This window comes from Tardiphaga sp. GW821-FHT12E02 (genome assembly GCF_058807155.1).
Genome location: NZ_JBXAQK010000001.1, coordinates 2,524,223 through 2,543,640, shown reverse-complemented (window position 1 = coordinate 2,543,640; position 19,418 = coordinate 2,524,223). Strand labels below are relative to the sequence as shown.

17 protein-coding genes are annotated in these 19,418 nt (G+C 61.9%); 7 read left to right on the top strand and 10 right to left on the bottom strand.

The genetic code is table 11. The features are described from left to right. Positions 1-2 precede the first annotated feature (2 nt). Genes AC1RQ5_RS11980 through rfaD form a run of 3 tightly spaced genes read right to left on the bottom strand, consistent with a single transcriptional unit; the run spans position 3 to position 4,375 of the window. Positions 3-1,913, bottom strand: a complete 1,911-nt coding sequence (locus AC1RQ5_RS11980) for a polysaccharide biosynthesis protein (RefSeq protein WP_493199167.1) — start codon at positions 1,911-1,913, stop codon at positions 3-5. Then, positions 1,910-3,376, bottom strand: coding sequence for a D-glycero-beta-D-manno-heptose-7-phosphate kinase (gene rfaE1 / locus AC1RQ5_RS11975; RefSeq protein WP_493199166.1), 1,467 nt, complete (start codon positions 3,374-3,376; stop codon positions 1,910-1,912). The genes AC1RQ5_RS11980 and rfaE1 overlap by 4 nt, the downstream gene beginning before the upstream one ends. An 18-nt stretch (positions 3,377-3,394) precedes the next feature. Beyond that, positions 3,395-4,375, bottom strand: a complete 981-nt coding sequence (gene rfaD, locus AC1RQ5_RS11970; protein ID WP_493199165.1) for an ADP-glyceromanno-heptose 6-epimerase — start codon at positions 4,373-4,375, stop codon at positions 3,395-3,397. Between the two features lie 181 nt (positions 4,376-4,556). Between rfaD and waaF the strand changes: the two genes are divergently transcribed. Next, positions 4,557-5,630 carry a lipopolysaccharide heptosyltransferase II gene (waaF, locus tag AC1RQ5_RS11965; protein WP_493199163.1) on the top strand — a complete coding sequence of 358 codons (1,074 nt, stop codon included), beginning with the start codon at positions 4,557-4,559 and terminating at the stop codon, positions 5,628-5,630. Further along, entirely contained in the window at positions 5,627-6,160 is a 534-nt protein-coding gene (locus AC1RQ5_RS11960; RefSeq protein ID WP_493199161.1) for an HAD family hydrolase, read from the top strand. Before waaF ends, AC1RQ5_RS11960 begins: the two co-directional genes overlap by 4 nt. On the opposite strand, the gene AC1RQ5_RS11955 is transcribed toward AC1RQ5_RS11960, so the two are convergent. After that, entirely contained in the window at positions 6,142-7,200 is a 1,059-nt protein-coding gene (locus AC1RQ5_RS11955; protein ID WP_493199159.1) for a glycosyltransferase, read from the bottom strand. The two genes, AC1RQ5_RS11960 and AC1RQ5_RS11955, sit on opposite strands and share 19 nt — an antisense overlap. A 117-nt stretch (positions 7,201-7,317) precedes the next feature. Here AC1RQ5_RS11955 and galE point away from each other — a divergent pair, with 117 nt between their 5' ends. The 4 genes from galE (at position 7,318) to AC1RQ5_RS11935 (ending at position 12,177) form a co-directional block, all read left to right on the top strand. Continuing rightward, a complete protein-coding gene (gene galE / locus AC1RQ5_RS11950) occupies positions 7,318-8,331 on the top strand; it encodes a UDP-glucose 4-epimerase GalE (RefSeq protein WP_398484068.1) in 1,014 nt (337 codons plus the stop codon). A 168-nt stretch (positions 8,332-8,499) separates the two neighbouring features. Then, positions 8,500-10,302 (top strand): ABC transporter ATP-binding protein, encoded by a 1,803-nt coding sequence (locus AC1RQ5_RS11945; protein WP_493199157.1) that lies wholly within the window; start codon positions 8,500-8,502, stop codon positions 10,300-10,302. Positions 10,303-10,364: 62 nt separating this feature from the next. Then, on the top strand, positions 10,365-11,063 hold the full coding sequence (locus AC1RQ5_RS11940; protein ID WP_493199155.1) for a fumarylacetoacetate hydrolase family protein: 699 nt from the start codon (positions 10,365-10,367) through the stop codon (positions 11,061-11,063). Positions 11,064-11,151: 88 nt separating this feature from the next. Next, a complete protein-coding gene (locus AC1RQ5_RS11935) occupies positions 11,152-12,177 on the top strand; it encodes an LLM class flavin-dependent oxidoreductase (protein WP_493199154.1) in 1,026 nt (341 codons plus the stop codon). A 161-nt stretch (positions 12,178-12,338) separates the two neighbouring features. On the opposite strand, the gene ahcY is transcribed toward AC1RQ5_RS11935, so the two are convergent. From ahcY to AC1RQ5_RS11920, 3 genes are all read right to left on the bottom strand, one after another. After that, positions 12,339-13,760: an adenosylhomocysteinase gene (gene ahcY, locus AC1RQ5_RS11930; protein ID WP_493199152.1), complete on the bottom strand. Its 1,422-nt coding sequence runs from the start codon at positions 13,758-13,760 to the stop codon at positions 12,339-12,341. A gap of 142 nt (positions 13,761-13,902) precedes the next feature. Next, positions 13,903-15,096 carry a methionine adenosyltransferase gene (gene metK, locus AC1RQ5_RS11925; RefSeq protein ID WP_398484079.1) on the bottom strand — a complete coding sequence of 398 codons (1,194 nt, stop codon included), beginning with the start codon at positions 15,094-15,096 and terminating at the stop codon, positions 13,903-13,905. Positions 15,097-15,161: 65 nt separating this feature from the next. Then, the gene (locus tag AC1RQ5_RS11920) at positions 15,162-16,517 is read right to left on the bottom strand and encodes a hypothetical protein (RefSeq protein WP_493199150.1); all 1,356 of its coding nucleotides are present in this window, start codon (positions 16,515-16,517) and stop codon (positions 15,162-15,164) included. Positions 16,518-16,812: 295 nt separating this feature from the next. On the opposite strand from AC1RQ5_RS11920, the gene AC1RQ5_RS11915 reads away from it, so the two are divergent. Further along, positions 16,813-18,126, top strand: coding sequence for a UDP-glucose dehydrogenase family protein (locus AC1RQ5_RS11915; protein WP_493199148.1), 1,314 nt, complete (start codon positions 16,813-16,815; stop codon positions 18,124-18,126). Positions 18,127-18,150: 24 nt separating this feature from the next. Here AC1RQ5_RS11915 and AC1RQ5_RS11910 read toward each other — a convergent pair whose 3' ends face one another. The 3 genes from AC1RQ5_RS11910 to AC1RQ5_RS11900 are packed head-to-tail and all read right to left on the bottom strand — an operon-like array spanning position 18,151 to position 19,384. Then, positions 18,151-18,780, bottom strand: a complete 630-nt coding sequence (locus AC1RQ5_RS11910; protein WP_493199146.1) for a hypothetical protein — start codon at positions 18,778-18,780, stop codon at positions 18,151-18,153. Beyond that, the gene (locus AC1RQ5_RS11905) at positions 18,720-18,938 is read right to left on the bottom strand and encodes a hypothetical protein (RefSeq protein ID WP_493199145.1); all 219 of its coding nucleotides are present in this window, start codon (positions 18,936-18,938) and stop codon (positions 18,720-18,722) included. Before AC1RQ5_RS11905 ends, AC1RQ5_RS11910 begins: the two co-directional genes overlap by 61 nt. Then, positions 18,938-19,384: a hypothetical protein gene (locus AC1RQ5_RS11900; protein ID WP_493199144.1), complete on the bottom strand. Its 447-nt coding sequence runs from the start codon at positions 19,382-19,384 to the stop codon at positions 18,938-18,940. The genes AC1RQ5_RS11905 and AC1RQ5_RS11900 overlap by 1 nt, the downstream gene beginning before the upstream one ends. Between the last annotated feature and the right edge of the window lie 34 nt (positions 19,385-19,418).

Genomic DNA, 19,418 nt, shown 5'->3' with positions numbered 1-19,418 from the left:
TTCTACTCGGCCGGAACGCGATATTCCGGCACGGCGTCCTTCAGTATCGCCACCGCCACCTCGTGTTGATCGGCCTCGATCGCCGTCCGCAACGTGGCCAGCCATGCATTAAGCACATCCAGCGGCAATTCCTTCGGCTTCGCAGCCATGATCCCGGCGAGGCCGATCTCGGCGGTCGGCTCCTGCTCGGCAAACAGGATTTCATGCATGCGCTCGCCCGGACGCACGCCGGTGAACACGATGTCGATGTCGTAACCCGGCTGCAGGCCGGACAGCCGGATCATGCGGTCGGCGAGATCGACGATCTTCACCGGCTGCCCCATGCTCAGTACATAGACCGACGCATCGGAATGCTGCGCGTTCATGGCGTGCGTTCCGGCCGTCACCACCAGGTCGCACGCTTCGCGGATCGTCATGAAATAACGCACCATATCCGGATGCGTCACCGTCACCGGGCCACCGGCCTCGATCTGCGCCTTGAACTTCGGCACCACAGAACCGTTGGACGCCAGCACATTGCCGAACCGCACCGAGATCAGCCGCATGCGTGGCTTGCCTGTCGTGCCGGCTGCGACATCACCGTCGAGGGCCTGGCAATACATTTCAGCAAAGCGCTTGGTGAGGCCGAGCATCGAGACAGGCTCGATCGCCTTGTCAGTGGAGATCATCACCATCGCTTCGGCGCCCGACGCCAGCGCCGCATCGGCGACATTCACCGAGCCGAAGATGTTGGTCTTGACGCCCTCGCCCCAATCACGCTCCAGGATCGGCACATGCTTCAGCGCCGCGGCGTGGAACACGACGTCGGGCTTGAAGGCACTCATGAGCTGGCGGATGCGCTCGCGGTCCCGCACATCGGCGATGCGGCCTTCGATCGTCGCACTCGTGACTTTCGCCGACAATTTCTCGATTGCCGCATGGAGTGCGGGCTCCGAATTTTCGATGATGAGCAATCGTCCCGCGCCGAATGTGGTGACACGGTCGCAGATCTCGAAACCGATCGAGCCGCCACCGCCGGTGACAACCACCGCCTTGCCGCGGACGAAATTCTCCAACCGCGCATAGTCGATCTTGACGCTCGGCCGCAGCAGCAAATCTTCCACCGCCACCGGGGCCAGTTGTGGCGTGTCGCGGCTTTCTTCCAGCGTCGGAATCCGGCTGACGGTAAGACCAAGCTTGCGCGCCTGCATCAGGATCGATTCCGGATGCGCCTCATCCTCGAAGGCGGACGGCGTCATCACCACCCGTTCGATCGGACGCTGGCGATTTTTGAAGTCATCAATGACATTGTCGAGATCGTCGAGGTTGCCCAGCACGGGCACGCCCCGGATCGTCTGTCCGCGGTCCGACACCGACGGCGAGAGAATGCCGACCGGCCACATCCGCTTCACCGCACCGCTCTCGATACCGCGCAAAAACACTTCGGAATCGGCGGCACGCCCGATCAGCAGTGCTGGCGATGCATCTGTTGCCCGTGCCTTGTTGCGCGTCCGCGTGTAGCGGAAATAGCGATAGGCTAGGCGCGAGCCGCTAAGAAAGAAGATCTCGATAAACCAGTAAATAATGATGGTGGTTTTGCCGAGAAAGAAGGTGCCGTAGACGTTCGGCGCGAGGAAAATGTAGTCGAGCACCAGCAGCGCGCCGGTTAACACCGTCGCCGCCTTGATGATGTTAAGGAGATCCGGCAGCGAAATGAAGCGCCATTTCGTCGTCGTCAGATTGAAGATGTAGCAGACGAGGAAGCTGAACAGCACGAAGTATGGCAGGATCGTCAACAGCAGCGGCAGGCGATCCCACAGGTTCTCACCGTCGAAGCGCAGCAAGAAAGCCAGGATCACCGCCGCGGCTGTGACAATGGCATCATGGACCGCAATGATCCAATTGCGGATGGTGAAATTCAGAATACGCGTCATGGCTGCCTGTTACGCGACCGCTCGATCAGCGACGTCGTGCTGTGCCCCTGCAGAATATCGACGATGACAACCTCGCCACCATTCGCGGCAACGACCTCATGGCCGACCACCTGGTCGCGGGTGTAGTCGCCTCCCTTGACCAACGTCGATGGCCGGATCGCTTCGATCAGCTTGATCGGCGTGTCCTCCTCGAAGATGACGACGAGATCCACGGCCTCGAGCGCTGCCAGCACTTCGGCACGCGCGCGCTCGTCCTGTACGGGCCGCTCTGGCCCCTTGAGGCGCTTCACCGAAGCGTCGCTATTGAGACCGACGATCAGGCGATCACAGGTCGCCCGCGCCGCGGTGAGCACCTTCACATGGCCTGGATGCAGGATGTCGAAGCAGCCATTGGTGAAACCGACCCGCAGCTGTTCATGACGCCATTCGTCGAGCCGGGCTGCGAGATCGCCGGCAACGGCGATTTTATCTTCGGCCGCAAGCGTCGCGTCCGGCAGCATCTTGCGGCGCAACTCGTCCGGCAGCACCACGGCGGTGCCCTTCTTGCCGACAGCCACGGCAGCGGCGGCTGATGCCAGGCGAAGAACAACTTCCCATTCCGCACCGGCCGCCAGCGCCACGGCCAGCATCGCCGCCACCGTGTCGCCGGCGCCGGAGACGTCGCGAACCTTCACCGGCAGCGCCGGCACATGAATAGCGTCGCCATCACGCACCACCAGGGTCATGCCGTGTTCGCTCTGCGTCACCAGCATCGCGGCGCAATCGGCCAGGATCATTGCCTCTTGTGCAGCGGCGATATTGATGTCGCGATCGGCACGACTGCGTGTCGCCTCGGTGAATTCCTTGCGGTTCGGCGTCAGCAGCGTGGCACCGCGATAGATTGCGAAGTTCGCGCTCTTGGGATCGACGATCACGCGTTTGCCGAGCGTCTTCGCGCTGTCGATCACATTGCGGATCACCCGCGCGGTGAGCACGCCTTTGGCGTAGTCCGACAACAGCACGATGTCGGCGCGCGCAATCTGCGGCAGGATGGTGTCGAGCAGTTGCTTTTCGACCTCGGCCGAGGCCGGCGCCGCAACCTCCCAGTCGGCACGCAGCATATGCGTCGCGAAATGTTCGGAGACGAAACGCACTTTTCGCGTCGTCGGCCGCGATGCATCGGTCACCAGAAGCGCTTCGATGCCGTTCTCCTGCGCGAGATGCCGCTGCAGCGTCGCCGCCGCGTCGTCTGCACCGATCAGGCCGATGAAAATGCACTTGGCGCCCAGCGCTGCGATATTGCGAGCGACATTGCCGGCACCTCCGACCACGATCTCGCTGCGCTGCGCGGCGATCACCGGTGCCGGTGCCTCCGGCGAAATCCGCGACACCTCGCCATAGACGAATTCGTCCAGCATGAGATCGCCGATGCAGAGCACCGTCTGCTTCGGAAACGCATGGGACAAAGTGTCAAAGTCGAACATCACACCGGAACCTGGACGTCAGCGAAAGCGATCGGGCGTATCGAGATAATGCGTCACGTACTGCGTCACCGCATCCTCCAGACGCGTGAAGCCGCCATTATAGCCGGCCGCGCGCAGCCGATCGGCCTCACTTTGCGTGAAATATTGATAGCTGCCGCGAATCTGCTCGGGCATATCGATATATTCTATGTTCGGTGTGGTGCCGAGCGCCGCATAGGTCGCCAGCATCATATCCTTGAAGCTGCGCGCAGTACCGGTGCCGACATTGTAGATGCCGCTGACACGCGGCGTCGCCAGCAGCCACAGGATGACGCGAATGACGTCTTCCACATAGATGAAGTCGCGTCGCTGATCGCCATCGGCGATGCCCTCGCGATGCGACTTGAATAGCTGGATGCCACGGCCGGCCTTGATGTCGTCGAAGCGCTTGGTCAGCACGCTCATCATGCCGCCCTTGTGATATTCGTTCGGCCCGAACACGTTGAAGAATTTCAGCCCGGCCCATTGCGGCGGCATCGGCTCGCCCTTGGCGACGCGCTCGGCGACCGCCAGATCGAACAGGTGCTTGCTCCAGCCATAGAGATTCATCGGCCGCAGCGTCTTCAGCTCCGGTACGGTGTCGGCATCGCGGAACCCTTGCTCGCCATCGCCATAGGTCGCCGCCGAGGAGGCATAGATCAACGGCACACCATGGGTCGTGCACCAGTCGAGCAGTCGCATGGACAGGCGGAAATTGGTCTCGATGACCAGATCGCCGTCCGTCGCCGTTGTCTCAGAAATTGCGCCCATGTGGATGACGGCATCGAGCCGGCGGTCCTTGAGCCAGTGCATCAGCTCACCGGGGGGCACCACATCGGCCAGCTGCCGCTTGGCCAGGTTCCGCCATTTGCCGTCATGGCCGAGGAAATCGGACACGACGACGTCGGCGCGGCCGGCGTCATTCAGCGCCGCAACCACGTTCGATCCGATAAAACCGGCTCCTCCGGTCACCAGCAGCATGGATTCCCCATTTTCATCCTACAGCGCCACCTTTGCCCCACTCCTGCCCGACAGGCAACTTGGGCGCCGAGATGTCGTAAACCGCATGGGGACATCGGCGGACACATTTCCAAACCGCTTGTCTGGCCCCGACGGACCGGCTACCGACTGGCCTCGAGCCATACGCGAAGCCTTTGAAACCATGATCCAAAATACCCCATACCCGGGCGTGACGGTGGATGCGGCGGATACCCGGCCGATCCTGATCGTGCCCTATATGTGGATCGGCGACTTCGTGCGCGGTCATTCGGTGGTGCGGGTGCTGAAAGAGCGCTGGCCGAACCGGCCGATCGATCTGCTGGTGACAAAACTGGTGGCGCCGCTGGTGGATTACATGCCCGGCGTGCGCTCCGGGATCGTCTGGGACCTGCCGCGCGGGGCGCTGGCGATCGCAAAACAGCGCGATCTGGCCGCCCAGCTGCGCGAGCGCCACTACGGCACGGCGCTGATCATGCCACGGACATGGAAATCCGCCCTCGCCCCGGCCCTTGCGGGCATCCCCGAGCGTGTCGGATTTGTCGGCGAGGTTCGCTTCGGCCTGCTCACTGACTGGCGCTGGGGCGAAAAGAAGCTTTCGCGCATGATCGATCGCAAATGCGCACTCGCACTGCCGCCGGGCACGGAACTGCCGACCGACTGGCCCGTGCCGGATTTCCGCGTTCCCGCCGAGGAGATCGCCCGCTGGCGGCAGGCTAATGGGCTTGGCACCGGCCCCGCGGTCGCCCTTGGCCCCGGCTCCGTCGGCTCGTCCAAGCGCTGGACCTATTACCCGGAGGCGGCGAAGCTTCTGGTGGAACGCGGCTACGATGTCTGGGTGATCGGCGGCCCCGGCGAAAAAAATCTCGCCAACGAGATCATCGCTGCAGCAGGCCCCAAGGCAAAGGACCTCACCACCAACGATCTGCGCAACGGCGTGATCGGCATGGCCGCCGCCAAAGTGGCCGTCGCCAATGATTCCGGCCTGATGCATATCGCCGCCGCAGTGGGCGCGCCGACCATCGGCATTTTCGGCCCGACCAGCCCGCAATTGTGGGGACCGCTCAATCCCCTCGCAGCCACCGTGCAGACCAAGACGATTGTGCCGTGCCAGCCGTGCCACACGCCGGTCTGCCATATGAACAACCATGCCTGCATGCGCGACATCCCGGCTCAGGATGTGGCTGACATCATCCAGAATTTGATGGCGAAAGCCGAAGCCAACAGCGTGTCCTCATGACTTTGATCAAGCAGCCAAAGCCCGCCGCCATTCTCGATCGCGATGGCGTGCTGAACTATGACGACAACTATGTCGGCCAGCCCGAGAAAATCCGCTGGATGCCGAATGCGGCCAAGGCAGTGAAGCGGCTCAACGATGCCGGCTATCACGTCTTCCTCTTCACCAATCAGTCCGGCGTGGCGCGCGGCTATTTCAGCGAAGCCGAGCTCATTACATTGCTGGACTGGATGCGCAGCGAACTCGCAAAAGACGGCGCTCGTATCGATGACGTCCGTTACTGCCCGTATCATCCGACCGCCACGGTCGAGGCCTATCGCGAGGATCACCCCTGGCGAAAGCCAAAGCCCGGCATGATCCTCGACCTGATGCAGCACTGGCCGGTGATATCAAAAGGCAGCTTTGTCATCGGCGATCGCGACAGCGATATCGAGGCGGCAAAAGCTGCGCATCTCCCGGGCTTCCTGTTTGCCGGCGGCGATCTCGATGCGTTTGTAGCCGATATCCTGAAAGGTCAGACAAGCTTGCGATAGACGTCCGCGATGTTGCTCGCTTCAGCATCCAGGCTGAATTTGTCGAGCACACGCTGGCGTCCCCGCTCGCCCATGGTCCGCGCAATATCCGGATCGCGCATCAGCGGCGCGATGGCATCTGCCAGAGCTTTTGCATCGCCCGTCGGCACCAGCGTTCCGGTGACGCCGTCCTCAACCGCAATCTCGGCCGCACCGGCGCGCGTCGCAACGAGTGCAGCCCCCACCGACATCGCCTCGATCAGCGTCAGGCCAAAGCCCTCATTCCTTGAGGTGAATGCATAAATCGTCAGGCGACGATACCAGCGCTCGACTTCCGCGATCGGCAGTTCGCCGGTGATGATGATGCGATTTTGCAGGCCCGCCTCTGCAATCTTCTTCCGCAGCTCATTGGCGAACACGATCTGATCCGGCGTGATGGCGCCGACGATCACCGCGGAGAAATCCGGATAGCGCGGCAGCAGAGCGCACATCGCATCGACGAACAGATCGGTGCCCTTCTGCGCGCGGACGCGGCCGAAGCAGCCGATCGCGTAACGTCCCGGCAACCCGGCCTCGGCGAAAGCAGTCGCGCGATCAACAGGCGGCATATAGCGATCGGTATCGACGCCATGCGTCACCACGGTCGCCGCGCGCCTGAGATAAGACGCGGACGCATCCGACGTCGCGATGATCGCGTCCATGCGGCGGATCAGCCAGCGCGTGATCCAGCTGTGATGACGCTGCGCGGCCGAGGTGAACAGCAGCTTCAGCGGCCAGCCCAGCGCGCGGAGAAGAACCCCGACGATCATCTCGTTGTTGCGGCGCGCATGCCAGATGATCGGCTCTCGCCGCATCCATAATTTCGGAAGTCCAGCGAAGCTCAGGCGTGCGATGCCGGTAGGCTTATCCGAACCGAGCCACGCAGCATCGATCATGTCGGCAAGTTTCGGCGCCACCATGCGGTTGGTCGCCGTCACACCGGAGTAGCGCCAATGCAGATTGGTGATGATCACCTGCAATTTTCCGGCTGTTTTGCCCGCAATCGGCACAGAGAACTCCATTTCGCCCCGGTTCCTATACGCAACATTAAGCATAGAGACCAGTAACCACACGCCGAAACCCGCCCTTCACCGCAAAACGTCTATCGTCTCTCCAAACGGGAGAGTGAGACAATCCACATGACGGTTCTGGTCACCGGCGGCGCTGGTTACATCGGAAGTCACATGGTGCATGCGCTGGTGGAAGCCGGCGAGAATGTCGTTGTCATCGACAATCTGTCCACCGGCTTCTCCACCTATCTGCCCGAAGGCGTTCCGCTGTTCATCGGCGATGTCGCTGACGAGAATCTCGTCGAGGGCGTGATCAATGCCCACGGCGTCGATGCCATCATCCATTTCGCGGGCTCCGTCGTCGTACCGGAATCCATGCGCGATCCGCTCGCCTACTATCGCAACAACACCGCGACCTCACGCAACCTGCTCAATGCAGCGGTAAAGTGCGGCGTCAAACGGTTCATCTTCTCATCGACGGCCGCGGTCTATGGCAATCCTGACTTCACACCGGTTGCTGAAGATGCGCCGACGCGCCCGCTCTCGCCCTACGGCTCATCGAAGCTGATGACCGAAATCATGCTGCACGACATCGCGCCGGCCTATGGCATGGAATTCGTCGTGCTGCGCTACTTCAATGTCGCCGGCGCCGATCCGCAAGGACGCACCGGCCTCGCCACCATGGGCGCAACACACCTGCTCAAGATCGCCGTCGAGGCCGCCACCGGCCAGCGCAGCAAGATCGACGTCTATGGCACCGATTATCCGACCCCGGACGGCAGCTGCATCCGCGATTTCATCCATGTCAGTGATCTCGTCCAGGCGCATCGCGCCGCCCTCGGCTATCTGCGCGAGGGCGGCACCTCGACAACGCTGAATTGCGGCTATGGCCGCGGCTATTCGGTGCTGGAGACGATCGAGGCCGTGCGCCGTGCATCCGGCCGCAACTTCGCGGTTCAATACGCCCCACGCCGTGACGGCGACATCATGACCATGATCGCCAATACATCCCGCATCCAAGCCACCCTTAACTGGACACCTGTTTACGACGACCTTGAAACCATCGCCCGCCACGCGCTCGCATGGGAGGAGAAACTCGCCCGGGAGCGCTTCGGGGTCGAACTGATGGCACAATCGGCCTGATTCAGGCCCGAGCCACGGTTCGACGTACGGGTTAACAAAGTCCTGACAAGCCCTATTTTGGCTTGAAAATCCTTGGTTTAACAGGCAATCAGGCGGCTGTTTCGCAACGCCGACCGGGCGCCCGGCACACTGCCGCGGGCGGTTCCGTTCAGCGCCTCTGGACCGCGGATGGCCAAAGTTACACGCAAAGTTACCGACGATCCCTCGGGCGCCTGGGCGCTGATCCGCCGCCTGGTCACTGAACAGGCCGCCACCTATTGGCGCCGCTACCTCGCCGCCTTCCTGCTGATGGCCCTTTCCGCCGGCGCCACCGCCTCCTCCGCCTATATGCTCGGCGAGGTCATCAACCAGGCCTATGTGGACCGTAGCATTGAGCGCATCGCGCTGTTCTCCGGCTTCGTGGTCATCATCTTCCTGGTCAAGGGTGCGGCGACCTACGGCCACACCGTTATCCTGTCCAAGATTTCCAACGCCATCGTCGCCAATAATCAGCGCCGGCTGTTCGCCAAGCTGATGAGCGAGAGCATCGGCTTCTTCTCCGAGCGCCACTCCTCCGAATTCCTGCAGCGCCTCACCGCCGGCGCCAATTCGGTGACGCAGGTGCTGAACCTGCTGATCAATGCCGTCGGCCGCGATCTGCTGTCGCTCATCGCGCTGGTCGGCGTAATGGTGATGCAGGATCCCTATATGGCGATCACCGGCTTCCTGGTGGCGCCACCGGCGATCCTGGTGCTGCGCAAGCTGGTCCGCCGCATCAAAGGCCTCGCGCGCAACCAGTTCACCGGCACGGCCGAAATTCTCGAAGTGATGCAGGAGTCGCTGCAGGGCATCCGCACCGTCAAGGCCTTCACGCTCGAACAGACGATGCAGGCGCGCATGGAAGCCAGCATCACCTCCGTCGAGCAGAACGCCAACAAGATGGCGCGCGTCTCCAGCCGCTCCTCGCCGCTGATGGAAAGCCTTGGCGGCTTCGCCATTGCCGGCGCGCTGATGTATGGCGGCTACCGCGTGGTGGCGATGGGCGCGACGCCCGGCCAGTTCTTCTCCTTCATCACCGCTTTCCTGCTCGCTTATGAGCCGGCCAAGCGCCTCGCGCGGCTGAACATCGATCTCAACAGCCAGTTGATCGGCGCGCACACGCTGCTGGAGATCGTCGATAGCCCGGCCACCGAGCCCAATGACGATCACAAGCCTCCGCTAAAGCTGACCGACGCTCGCGTTGAATTGCGCGACGTCACTTTCCGCTATCGCCCCAGCGAGATCGTGCTGAATCGGATGAGTTTTGTCGCCGAGCCCGGCAAGATGACCGCCCTTGTCGGCCCCTCCGGCGGCGGCAAGTCCACGGTGCTGGCACTGCTGCTGCGCATGTATGACGTCAGTGAAGGCCAGGTCGTGATCGACGGCCAGAACATCGCCGATGTCTCTCGCCACTCGCTGCGCAGCCAGGCCGCCTATGTCGGCCAGGACGTCTATATGTTCCGCGGCACCATTCGCGAGAACATAGCCTTCGGCAAGCCAGGCGCGACCGAGGACGAGATCGTTGCTGCGGCCAAGGCCGCCTGCGCCCATGACTTCATCCTCAGCTTCCCGCTGGGCTATGACACGCCGGTTGGCGAACATGGCACCACACTGTCGGGCGGCCAGCGCCAGCGCATCGCCATCGCCCGCGCGCTGGTGAAGAATGCGCCACTGATCCTGCTCGACGAGGCCACCGCAGCGCTGGATTCCGAATCCGAGAAATCGGTGCAGGAAGCCATCGAGCATCTCTGCCAGAACCGCACCACCATCGTCATCGCCCATCGCCTGCACACCATCATGCATGCTGACGCGATCCTGGTGGTCGAAGGCGGCGAGATCGTCGAGCGCGGCCGCCACGATGACCTGCTGCGCCGGGATGGCCGCTATGCGTCCTTCTTCCGCTTGCAGCATCGTGAAGCCTCCCCGCTGGCGCCGCTCGACGCATCGGCGTAAGAACCTCTCCGGCCGCCTCGCAGCGGATCAATGTCACTTGCAACCAGTCTGAGACACCTTTCATGACCGCTTCCTACGTGATTACTCCGCCGCCGCAGGCCGCTATCGCCGTTCAGGGCGAGACCGCCAAATTTCCGGTCCGCCGCGTCTGGTGCGTCGGCCGCAACTATCTCGAGCACATCCGCGAACTCGGCAATGACGAGCGCAACCCTCCCTTCTTCTTCGCCAAGCACGCCGACATGACCGCGGCCGATGGAAGCGTGATCCCTTATCCGACGCTCACCAAGGACATGCAGCACGAAGTCGAGCTGCTGGTCGCGCTGAAGAGCGGCGGTCTCAACATCTCGCCCGAACAGGCCCTCGATCACGTCTGGGGCTACGGCGTCAGCGTCGATCTCACCCGCCGCGACCTGCAGACGATCTCGCGCAAGAAAGAGCAGCCCTGGGAGATCGGCAAGTCGTTCGACCAGTCGGCCCCGACGGGTGCGCTGATCCCGGCCTCGAAGTCCGGTCATCCCTCCAAGGGCAAGATCTGGCTGTCGGTGAATGGCACCGAGCGCCAGAAGGGCGACCTGTCGGAAATGATCTGGAACATCGCAGAGATCATCTCGAAGCTGTCGCTGCAGGTCGAACTCGGCGCCGGCGACGTCATCCTCACCGGCACGCCGGCAGGTGTCGCTGCGCTCAATCCCGGCGACAAGGTCGAGTGCGGCGTGGACGGCATCGGCACCTTGAACTTCGCGATCAGCGAACCCAAGTAAGCGCCAGCAAAGCTGGACGAGCCAAGAAAAATCAAAAAGGCCGCGCATCCTGCGCGGCCTTTGTCGTTTTCAGCCCGGGATACATCACATGAGACTCGAACTCGGCCTCGACACGTTTGGCGACGTCACGCGCGGCGCTGACGGCCAGATGCTGTCGCATGCACAGGTCATCCGCAACGTCATCGACGAAGCCGTATTGGCCGATCAACTCGGCGTTGATTTCTTCGGCGTCGGCGAACATCACCGCGCCGACTTCGCGGTGTCCGCACCTGAAGTCGTGCTTGCCGCCATTGCTGCGCGCACGAAACGCATACGTTTGGGATCAGCCGTAACGGTACTGAGCTCGGACGATCCAATCCGTGTCTTCCAGCGCTTTGCGACAGTCGATGCTGCATCCAACGGCCGCGCCGAAGTGATCCTTGGCCGCGGCTCGTTCACCGAGTCCTTCCCGCTCTTCGGCTTCAAGCTCGATCAGTATGAGACGCTGTTCGAGGACAAGCTCGATCTGTTTGCGGAGCTGGTGAATAGCGATGAAGTCACCTGGAGCGGCACCACCCGCCCTCCTCTGGCCAATCAGCACGTTTATCCGCCGATCGAGACCGGCAACCTCGTGACCTGGATCGGCGTCGGGGGCAGCCCGCAATCCGTGGTGCGCGCCGTGCGCTACGACATGCCATTGATGCTCGCCATCATCGGAGGCGATCCCGAGCGTTTCAAACCCTATGTCGATCTCTATCACCGCGCCTATGCCGAGATTAAGCGCCCCGTGAAGCCGATCGGCGTGCATTCACCCGGCTATGTCGCCGCCAGCGACGAGCAGGCGCGGGAGGACATCTGGGGCGACTACAAGCAGATGCGCGACCGCATCGGCAAGGAGCGGGGCTGGCCGCCGATGGAACGGCGCGAATTCGACCAGGAGGTCGATCACGGCTCGCTCTATGTGGGATCGCCGGAGACCGTGGCGAAGAAGATCGCGAAGACAGCGAAGGCGCTCGGCCTGTCGCGCTTCGACATGAAATACAGCGCAGGCCCTTTGCCGCATGAGAAGCTGATGAGCTGCATCGAACTCTACGGGACCAAGGTCATTCCGATGGTGCGGGAGATGCTGAAGTAACACGCCTACTGTCATCGCCCGGCCTGACCGGGCGATCCAGTACACGCTACCGTTTGAGTCTACTGGGTCACCCGGTCGAGCCGGGTGACGACAGTTGGAGTGAAAAACAAAAAGCCCCGGATCGCTCCGGGGCTTTTCTTATTCAATCGGTCAAGCCGAACTCAGTAGCGATAGTGCTCGGCCTTGAACGGGCCTTCCTGCTTCACGCCGATGTAAGCGGCCTGCTCGGTGCTGAGCGTGCTCAGCTTCACGCCAATCTTCGCCAGATGCAGGCGCGCCACCTTCTCGTCCAGCGACTTCGGCAGCACGTACACTTCCTTCTTGTACTTGCTGTCCTTGTTGTTCGCGAACAGTTCGATCTGCGCCAGCGTTTGATTGGTGAAGGACGCCGACATCACGAAGGACGGATGGCCGGTCGCGTTACCGAGATTCACCAGGCGGCCTTCCGATAGCAGGATCATGCGCTTGCCATCCGGGAACGTGATTTCGTCCACCTGCGGCTTGATATTGTCCCACTTCAGGTTCTTCAACGTCGCGATCTGGATCTCGTTGTCGAAGTGACCGATGTTACAAACAATCGCACGATCCTTCATCGCGCGCATGTGCTCGATGGTGATGATGTCCTTGTTACCCGTGGCGGTCACGAAGATGTCGGCGCGCGGTGCTGCATCTTCCATCGTCACGACTTCATAGCCTTCCATCGCCGCCTGCAGCGCGCAGATCGGATCGATTTCGGACACCAGCACGCGGCAGCCGGCCTGGCGGAGCGACGCGGCCGAGCCCTTGCCGACGTCACCGAAACCGGCAACCATGGCGACCTTGCCCGACATCATGACGTCGGTGCCGCGACGGATGCCGTCGACCAGCGATTCACGGCAGCCATAGAGGTTGTCGAACTTCGACTTGGTGACGGAGTCATTGACGTTGATGGCAGGCCACAGCAGCGTGCCGGCCTTCTGCATGTCGTACAGGCGATGCACGCCCGTGGTGGTTTCTTCCGACACGCCCTTGATGCTCTCGGCGATCGCCTTGAAGTAGCCCTTCGGCTTTTCCTTGAGCTGCTTCTTCAGCAGCGCGAAGAACACTTCCTCTTCTTCCGAACCCGGCTTGTCCAGGAACGCCGTGTCGCCGTTTTCGGCGCGCAGGCCGAGATGGACATACATGGTGGCGTCGCCACCGTCGTCGAGGATCATGTTCGGGTGACCGCCGCCATGCCAGTCGAACAGCTTTGCGGTGTAGTCCCAGTATTCAGTGAGGGATTCGCCCTTGACCGCGAACACCGGGATGCCAGCAGCGGCGATCGCGGCAGCGGCGTGATCCTGGGTCGAATAGATGTTGCACGAGACCCAGCGGATGTCGGCGCCGAGCGCCTTCAGCGTCTCGATGAGCACGCCGGTCTGGATGGTCATGTGCAGCGAGCCGGCAATGCGGGCACCCTTCAGCACCTGCTTCGGGCCGAATTCTTCGCGGGTGGCGATAAGGCCGGGCATTTCGGTCTCGGCGATCGAGAGCTCCTTGCGGCCGAAGGGTGCCAGCGAAATGTCCTTGACGATGTAGTCGGTGAAACCGGCGGGAGCGGTCATGTTCAAATCCTTGCTGATGTCGTCATTCCGGGGCGCTCGCGCCTTCGCGAGCGAACCCGGAATCCCGATGTGATAGTCACTGCTAGGTTCCGGGTTCACATGCGCGAAGATGCGCATGTGCCCCGGAACGACGAGGGTGTTGTTAGACGTTGCGCTTCAGCGCATCGACGAGGTCGGTCTTCTCCCAGGAGAAGCCACCATCGGCATCGGGCGTGCGGCCGAAATGGCCGTAAGCCGCGGTGCGGGCATAGATCGGCTTGTTGAGATCGAGATGCTTGCGGATGCCACGCGGCGTCAGATCCATCGACGCGGCGACCGACTTCTCGATCACATCGTCAGCGACCTTGCCGGTGCCGTGGGTGTCCACATAGATCGACAGCGGACGCGCCACGCCGATGGCGTAAGCGAGCTGCAGCGTCGCCTTGTCGGCGAGGCCGGCAGCGACGATGTTCTTCGCGACATAACGGGCAGCGTAGGCAGCCGAGCGATCGACCTTGGTCGAATCCTTGCCCGAGAACGCGCCGCCGCCATGCGGCGCTGCGCCACCGTAGGTGTCGACGATGATCTTGCGGCCGGTCAGACCTGCGTCGCCATCGGGACCGCCGATGAAGAACTTGCCGGTAGGGTTGATGTGCCAGATCGTCTTGTCGGTGATCCAGCCGTCCGGCAGCGCCTTGCGGACGTAAGGCTCGACGCGCTCGCGCACCTGGTTCGAGGTCATGTCCTCGACGAGATGCTGATGCGACACGACGATCTCGCGCACGCCGACCGGCTTGCCGTTTTCATACTGAACGGTGACCTGGCTCTTGGAGTCAGGACCGAGCACCTTTTCGGTACCGGCATGACGGGCTTCCGAGATCAGACGCAGGATCTTGTGCGCATAGAAGATCGGGGCCGGCATCAGTTCCGGGGTTTCGTTCGACGCGTAGCCGAACATGATGCCCTGGTCGCCGGCGCCTTCTTCGGCATTGGTCGGCTGCTTGGCATCGACGCCCTGCGCGATGTCGGCCGACTGCGGATGCAGCAGGATCTGCACATCGGCCTTCTGCCAGTGGAAACCGTCCTGCTCGTAGCCGATATCCTTGATGGCGGCGCGAACGACGGCTTCGATGTGATCATTGGTGACGGTCGAGGGACCGCGGGTTTCGCCGGCGATCACGACCTTGTTGGTGGTGGCGAGGGTTTCGCAGGCGGCGCGGATGTCCCAGGGATCGATGCCCGCCTTCGGGCCTTCACGGAAGAACAGATCGACGATCTCGTCCGAGATGCGATCGCAGATCTTGTCGGGATGGCCTTCGGAAACGGATTCACTGGTGAAGAGATAAGACGCGCGCATCAACTGATCCTCTGTGTTTGCGCCGGGGACGGCAGTTCGTTGGATGTTTCGGCTTGTTCGATGTGTCAGTCGCGACGCCGCGAGATGACGTAGGATTCGTCGTAGAACCAGAGACCGTTGTGCTTGCGCAAAACCTCTCTCGTGGCATCCAGATAACGGCCGCTCTGCGTCACTTCCGTCAAACGGTCATCCTCGATTTGGGCCACATAGACCGCCGCGTTCCAGGCTGCGAATGCCGTCGAGGTTCCGATCGAACCGGTGACCTCGTTCGGCAGCGCCTCCATGGCGTAGCGAAAGATCGACCGCTGGTCGGAATAGGCATTGAAGTTCAGATCGCGGCCGGCGGAGCCCAGCTCGTATTTCACTGCCCGCAATAGCTCATGCCGCGAGACGGCGAAAGGATTTTCTTTGGGCCAGACGGCTTGGACGATCTCCATACCGGGGTCCTGCCCATGCGAATGGATGCCAATCAGCCGCCCACCTGCCCGCAGCGCCCGGGCCAGTGGAGCTATGATGCGGCGGGCGCGAAATTGGACAGAACTTTTCGCGCGATAGGGCTGGGACGCGATAATCAGGTCGAAATTGGCCTCGGTACGCCCTGCGCGGGGGATGATACTGTCGAGCAAAAAACGGTGATCTTCGCGGTAGACCATCAGGGCGACGGGGCGCTCATAGGTCGGCATGCCCGAGCGCGGATTGATGCTGGCGCGCCAATTGTCCTCTAGAAAAGCTCCAAGACCGGCGATCTGGTCGGCGAATTCGCCCGAGGAACCGCCGCGCAGCGGAACCTCGTGCCAGATCATGGCGGCGGCGGCAGTCGGCGATGCGGGGGTCAGGCTTGGGGCTTCGGCATAGTGCATGTTCGTGAGCACAAACACCGTGGCTGGATGCTCGAACAGGCGATCCGGGATCTTGTCGAGGGTCAGGCGGGCATCTTCAAGGCTGAGTTCCTTGCCCGCGATATAGAACGGCATATGCGGAAAACGGCCGTGCATCGACCGCATCACGCGCGACAGCACGGTGCCATCGCCGACGCCGGCATCGAACACGCGCAGCGCCGGCGGGCGCGGATGGATGTTGGCGAGCTCCAGCGCGACGCGATCGGCGATTACCCGCTTTTCCGAGCAGGTATGCACAAAAAGCAGGTATTTCTGCCGGTTTTCGAAGAATCGAAAATTGCTGCGCGGATCGCGGCGCTCGATCGGCGCCTCCAGGCCTGGCGGCGGCGGCACGCCTTCCGGCATCGACTGGGCAATGAACGCCTGGATCCGCTCCAGCGTATCGATGGTGATCCGCTTGCCCTCGCGCAGGCGCGCGACCAGCTTGCCGTCATTTACCGCGCGGCGGCCGAAGGTCGATTCCGCCATCTCCGCCTGGCGACAGAAATCCGAGATGATTCCGAGGATCTGGTCGTTCTTCATTGAATTTCTTGCGGCTTTCTAGCGGCAGAACATGTGGCAGGCTTGCGGCAGCCTGGCGGCGAGGAGTGGGCAGACACACCCCCTGCCCACTCTGTAACATACGCTGCCCACTGACGAAATGGTCTTCATTTTCGTCGTCGGGATTCACGATTAATGCGAGAACATGGTCCATTCGCCCGGCCGACCCGCAACTATGGGGGCAGCCTGTCTCGCTCCTGTCGGAACCGCGTGATAGATGGATACCCATCGGTGCGATGCAGCATCGTTGGGGCATTTGAAGAGGCTGGAGCGACTGATGCGTATTGCGATGATCGGCACGGGCTACGTCGGACTGGTATCGGGCGCTTGTTTTGCCGATTTCGGCCATCACGTGACCTGCGTGGACAAAGCGGCCAACAAGATCGAGGCGCTCAAACGCGGTGAAATCCCGATCTATGAACCCGGCCTCGACGCCCTGGTCGCCGCCAATGTGAAGGCCGGCCGGCTTGCATTCACCACCGATCTCGCCGATCCCGTCGCCAAGGCCGATGCGATCTTCATCGCCGTCGGCACCCCGTCCCGCCGCGGCGACGGCCATGCGGACCTGTCCTACGTCCATGCCGCCGCGCACGAGATCGCGCAGAACCTGACCGGTTTCACCGTCGTCATCACCAAATCCACCGTCCCGGTCGGCACCGGCGACGAGGTCGAGCGCATCATCAACGAGGCCAATCCGGCCGCCGATGTCGCCGTCGCCTCCAACCCCGAATTCCTGCGCGAAGGTGCTGCGATCCGCGACTTCAAGCATCCCGACCGCATCGTGGTCGGGACCGAGGACGAGCGCGCGCAGAAGGTGGTGGCCGAGATCTATCGGCCGCTCTACCTGAACCAGGCGCCGATCATGTATACGGGCCGCCGCACCGCCGAACTGATCAAATACGCCGCCAACGCATTCCTCGCGACCAAAATCACCTTCATCAACGAGATCGCCGATCTCGCCGAGCGCACCGGCGCCGACGTGCAGGACGTCGCCCGCGGCATCGGTCTCGACAACCGCATCGGCGCAAAGTTCTTGCATGCCGGTCCCGGCTTCGGCGGCTCCTGCTTCCCCAAGGATACCCGCGCGCTGGTCAAGACCGGCCAGGATTATGAAGCGCCACTGCGCATCGTCGAAGCCGTGCTCACCGTCAACGACAATCGCAAGCGCGCGATGGCGCGCAAGGTGCAGCATGCGCTGGGCGGCAGCCTGCGCGGCAAGACGGTCGGCGTGCTCGGTCTCACCTTCAAGCCGAACACCGACGACATGCGCGAAGCCCCATCCATCCCGCTGATCACGGCGCTGCAGGACCTCGGCGCGACCGTGCAGGCCTATGACCCCGTCGGCATGGAGCAGGCCAAGAGCGAGCTGCCCTCCTCCGTGATCTATAGCGAGGACGCCTATGCCTGCGCCACGGGTGCCGATGCGCTGGTGATCGTGACGGAGTGGGAGCAATTCCGTGCGCTCGATCTCGCGCAGATCAAGGCGAAGATGAAGCAGCCGGTGCTGGTCGATCTGCGCAACGTGTATCGGCCGGAGGAAATGGAGAAGGCCGGATTCACGTATGAGAGCGTGGGACGCGGGAAGAATTAGTAATGGCAGTCGTGCGAATACACCTCATCGCTCCAGCGCGGGCATAACATCAGGTTCTTCAGTCGCCTTGCGCAAGATGGCGGCAGCTATCGTTTCATTGGTGACTTCGACCGGAGTTTCACTTGCATCGACAGCGAGTACGCCGATCACCTCCATCGGCGCACTCAAAATATAAGCCTCTGCCAAATCCGCCAGCCTGGTTGTTTCTGCCCGCATGAATTCAGCTGTCCAGTCGGATGGAATTCCCTTCACCGACGCGTATTCCGCATCGGATATGCTTTGGGCATGCCAGCGGATTTGATCGACAATTTTTTGTGGAGAGTAGTTCGGTGGTTTGCCGGATGCGGCCATGATCACCGGACCTAACGAACACATCTGCGTAGCAATTGCGATTAAATCCGCAAAGTCGCGCGCCTTCCGTCGACTCGCTGCCGCAAGGATCTTGTTCACCGCGAGGTCGGCCTGATGCAGTCGAAGCCCCCACTGCTCATCATGGACCAAAGGAAAAAACCGGATCCGGGTGTCACTCATCCACTGGATGACGGTCGAAGACGCATTGTCGGAGACGGTTGCTTCATAAGTCCCAAACGCGTTCACATCGACATGAACATGGAGCCCATCCGCTTCAAGATCAGCGATGTCCTTTCGCGCCACATCGGAAACTTCTTCATCGGTATCGTGAAAGATATCGATATCGTCAGATCGCCGCGGCCAATCGCGATTGAGACAAGACCACCGGCCAGGTAGCTGCTTTCGGATCGATTGGCAGCAAGGCGTAGCATGATGCGTTTCTGAAGATCGGAGAGCGCCATCACACCGTCTCCATATGCGCGAGTATCCGGCGCCCGAGCGCAAACGCCTGTGCGTCTCCCCTTTCCATGATCGCTTTCGCGATGACTTCAGCACGATCGCGGAGAACAGAAAGACGTTCGAGATCGACATTGTCGCGAATGCGGACGCCATAACGCGCCAAGGCTTCGTCGCACATCGCCTGCAAATCCTTTTCGCCGCGATGCTTGGCGCGAAGACCTGCCGCCATCCGGATGACTGCGTCCCGTGCTGACGACGGCACGAGAACCTCGACCCTGACCAGATCGGCGGCGCCGCCCGAGGATCGATATTTTTCAATACGCTGGCGAACGGACATGGATTCCCTCCGGTTCGTCAGTGTATGGCGCGTATCCGGGATACGCAACTGTTGTAGTTTTCGAGCTGATCCGCCGTAAGCCGGTGAAACAGAGACGACGCTTCGCGCCATCCTCCTTCCCCCAGCATATCGTTCGGTTCATCCG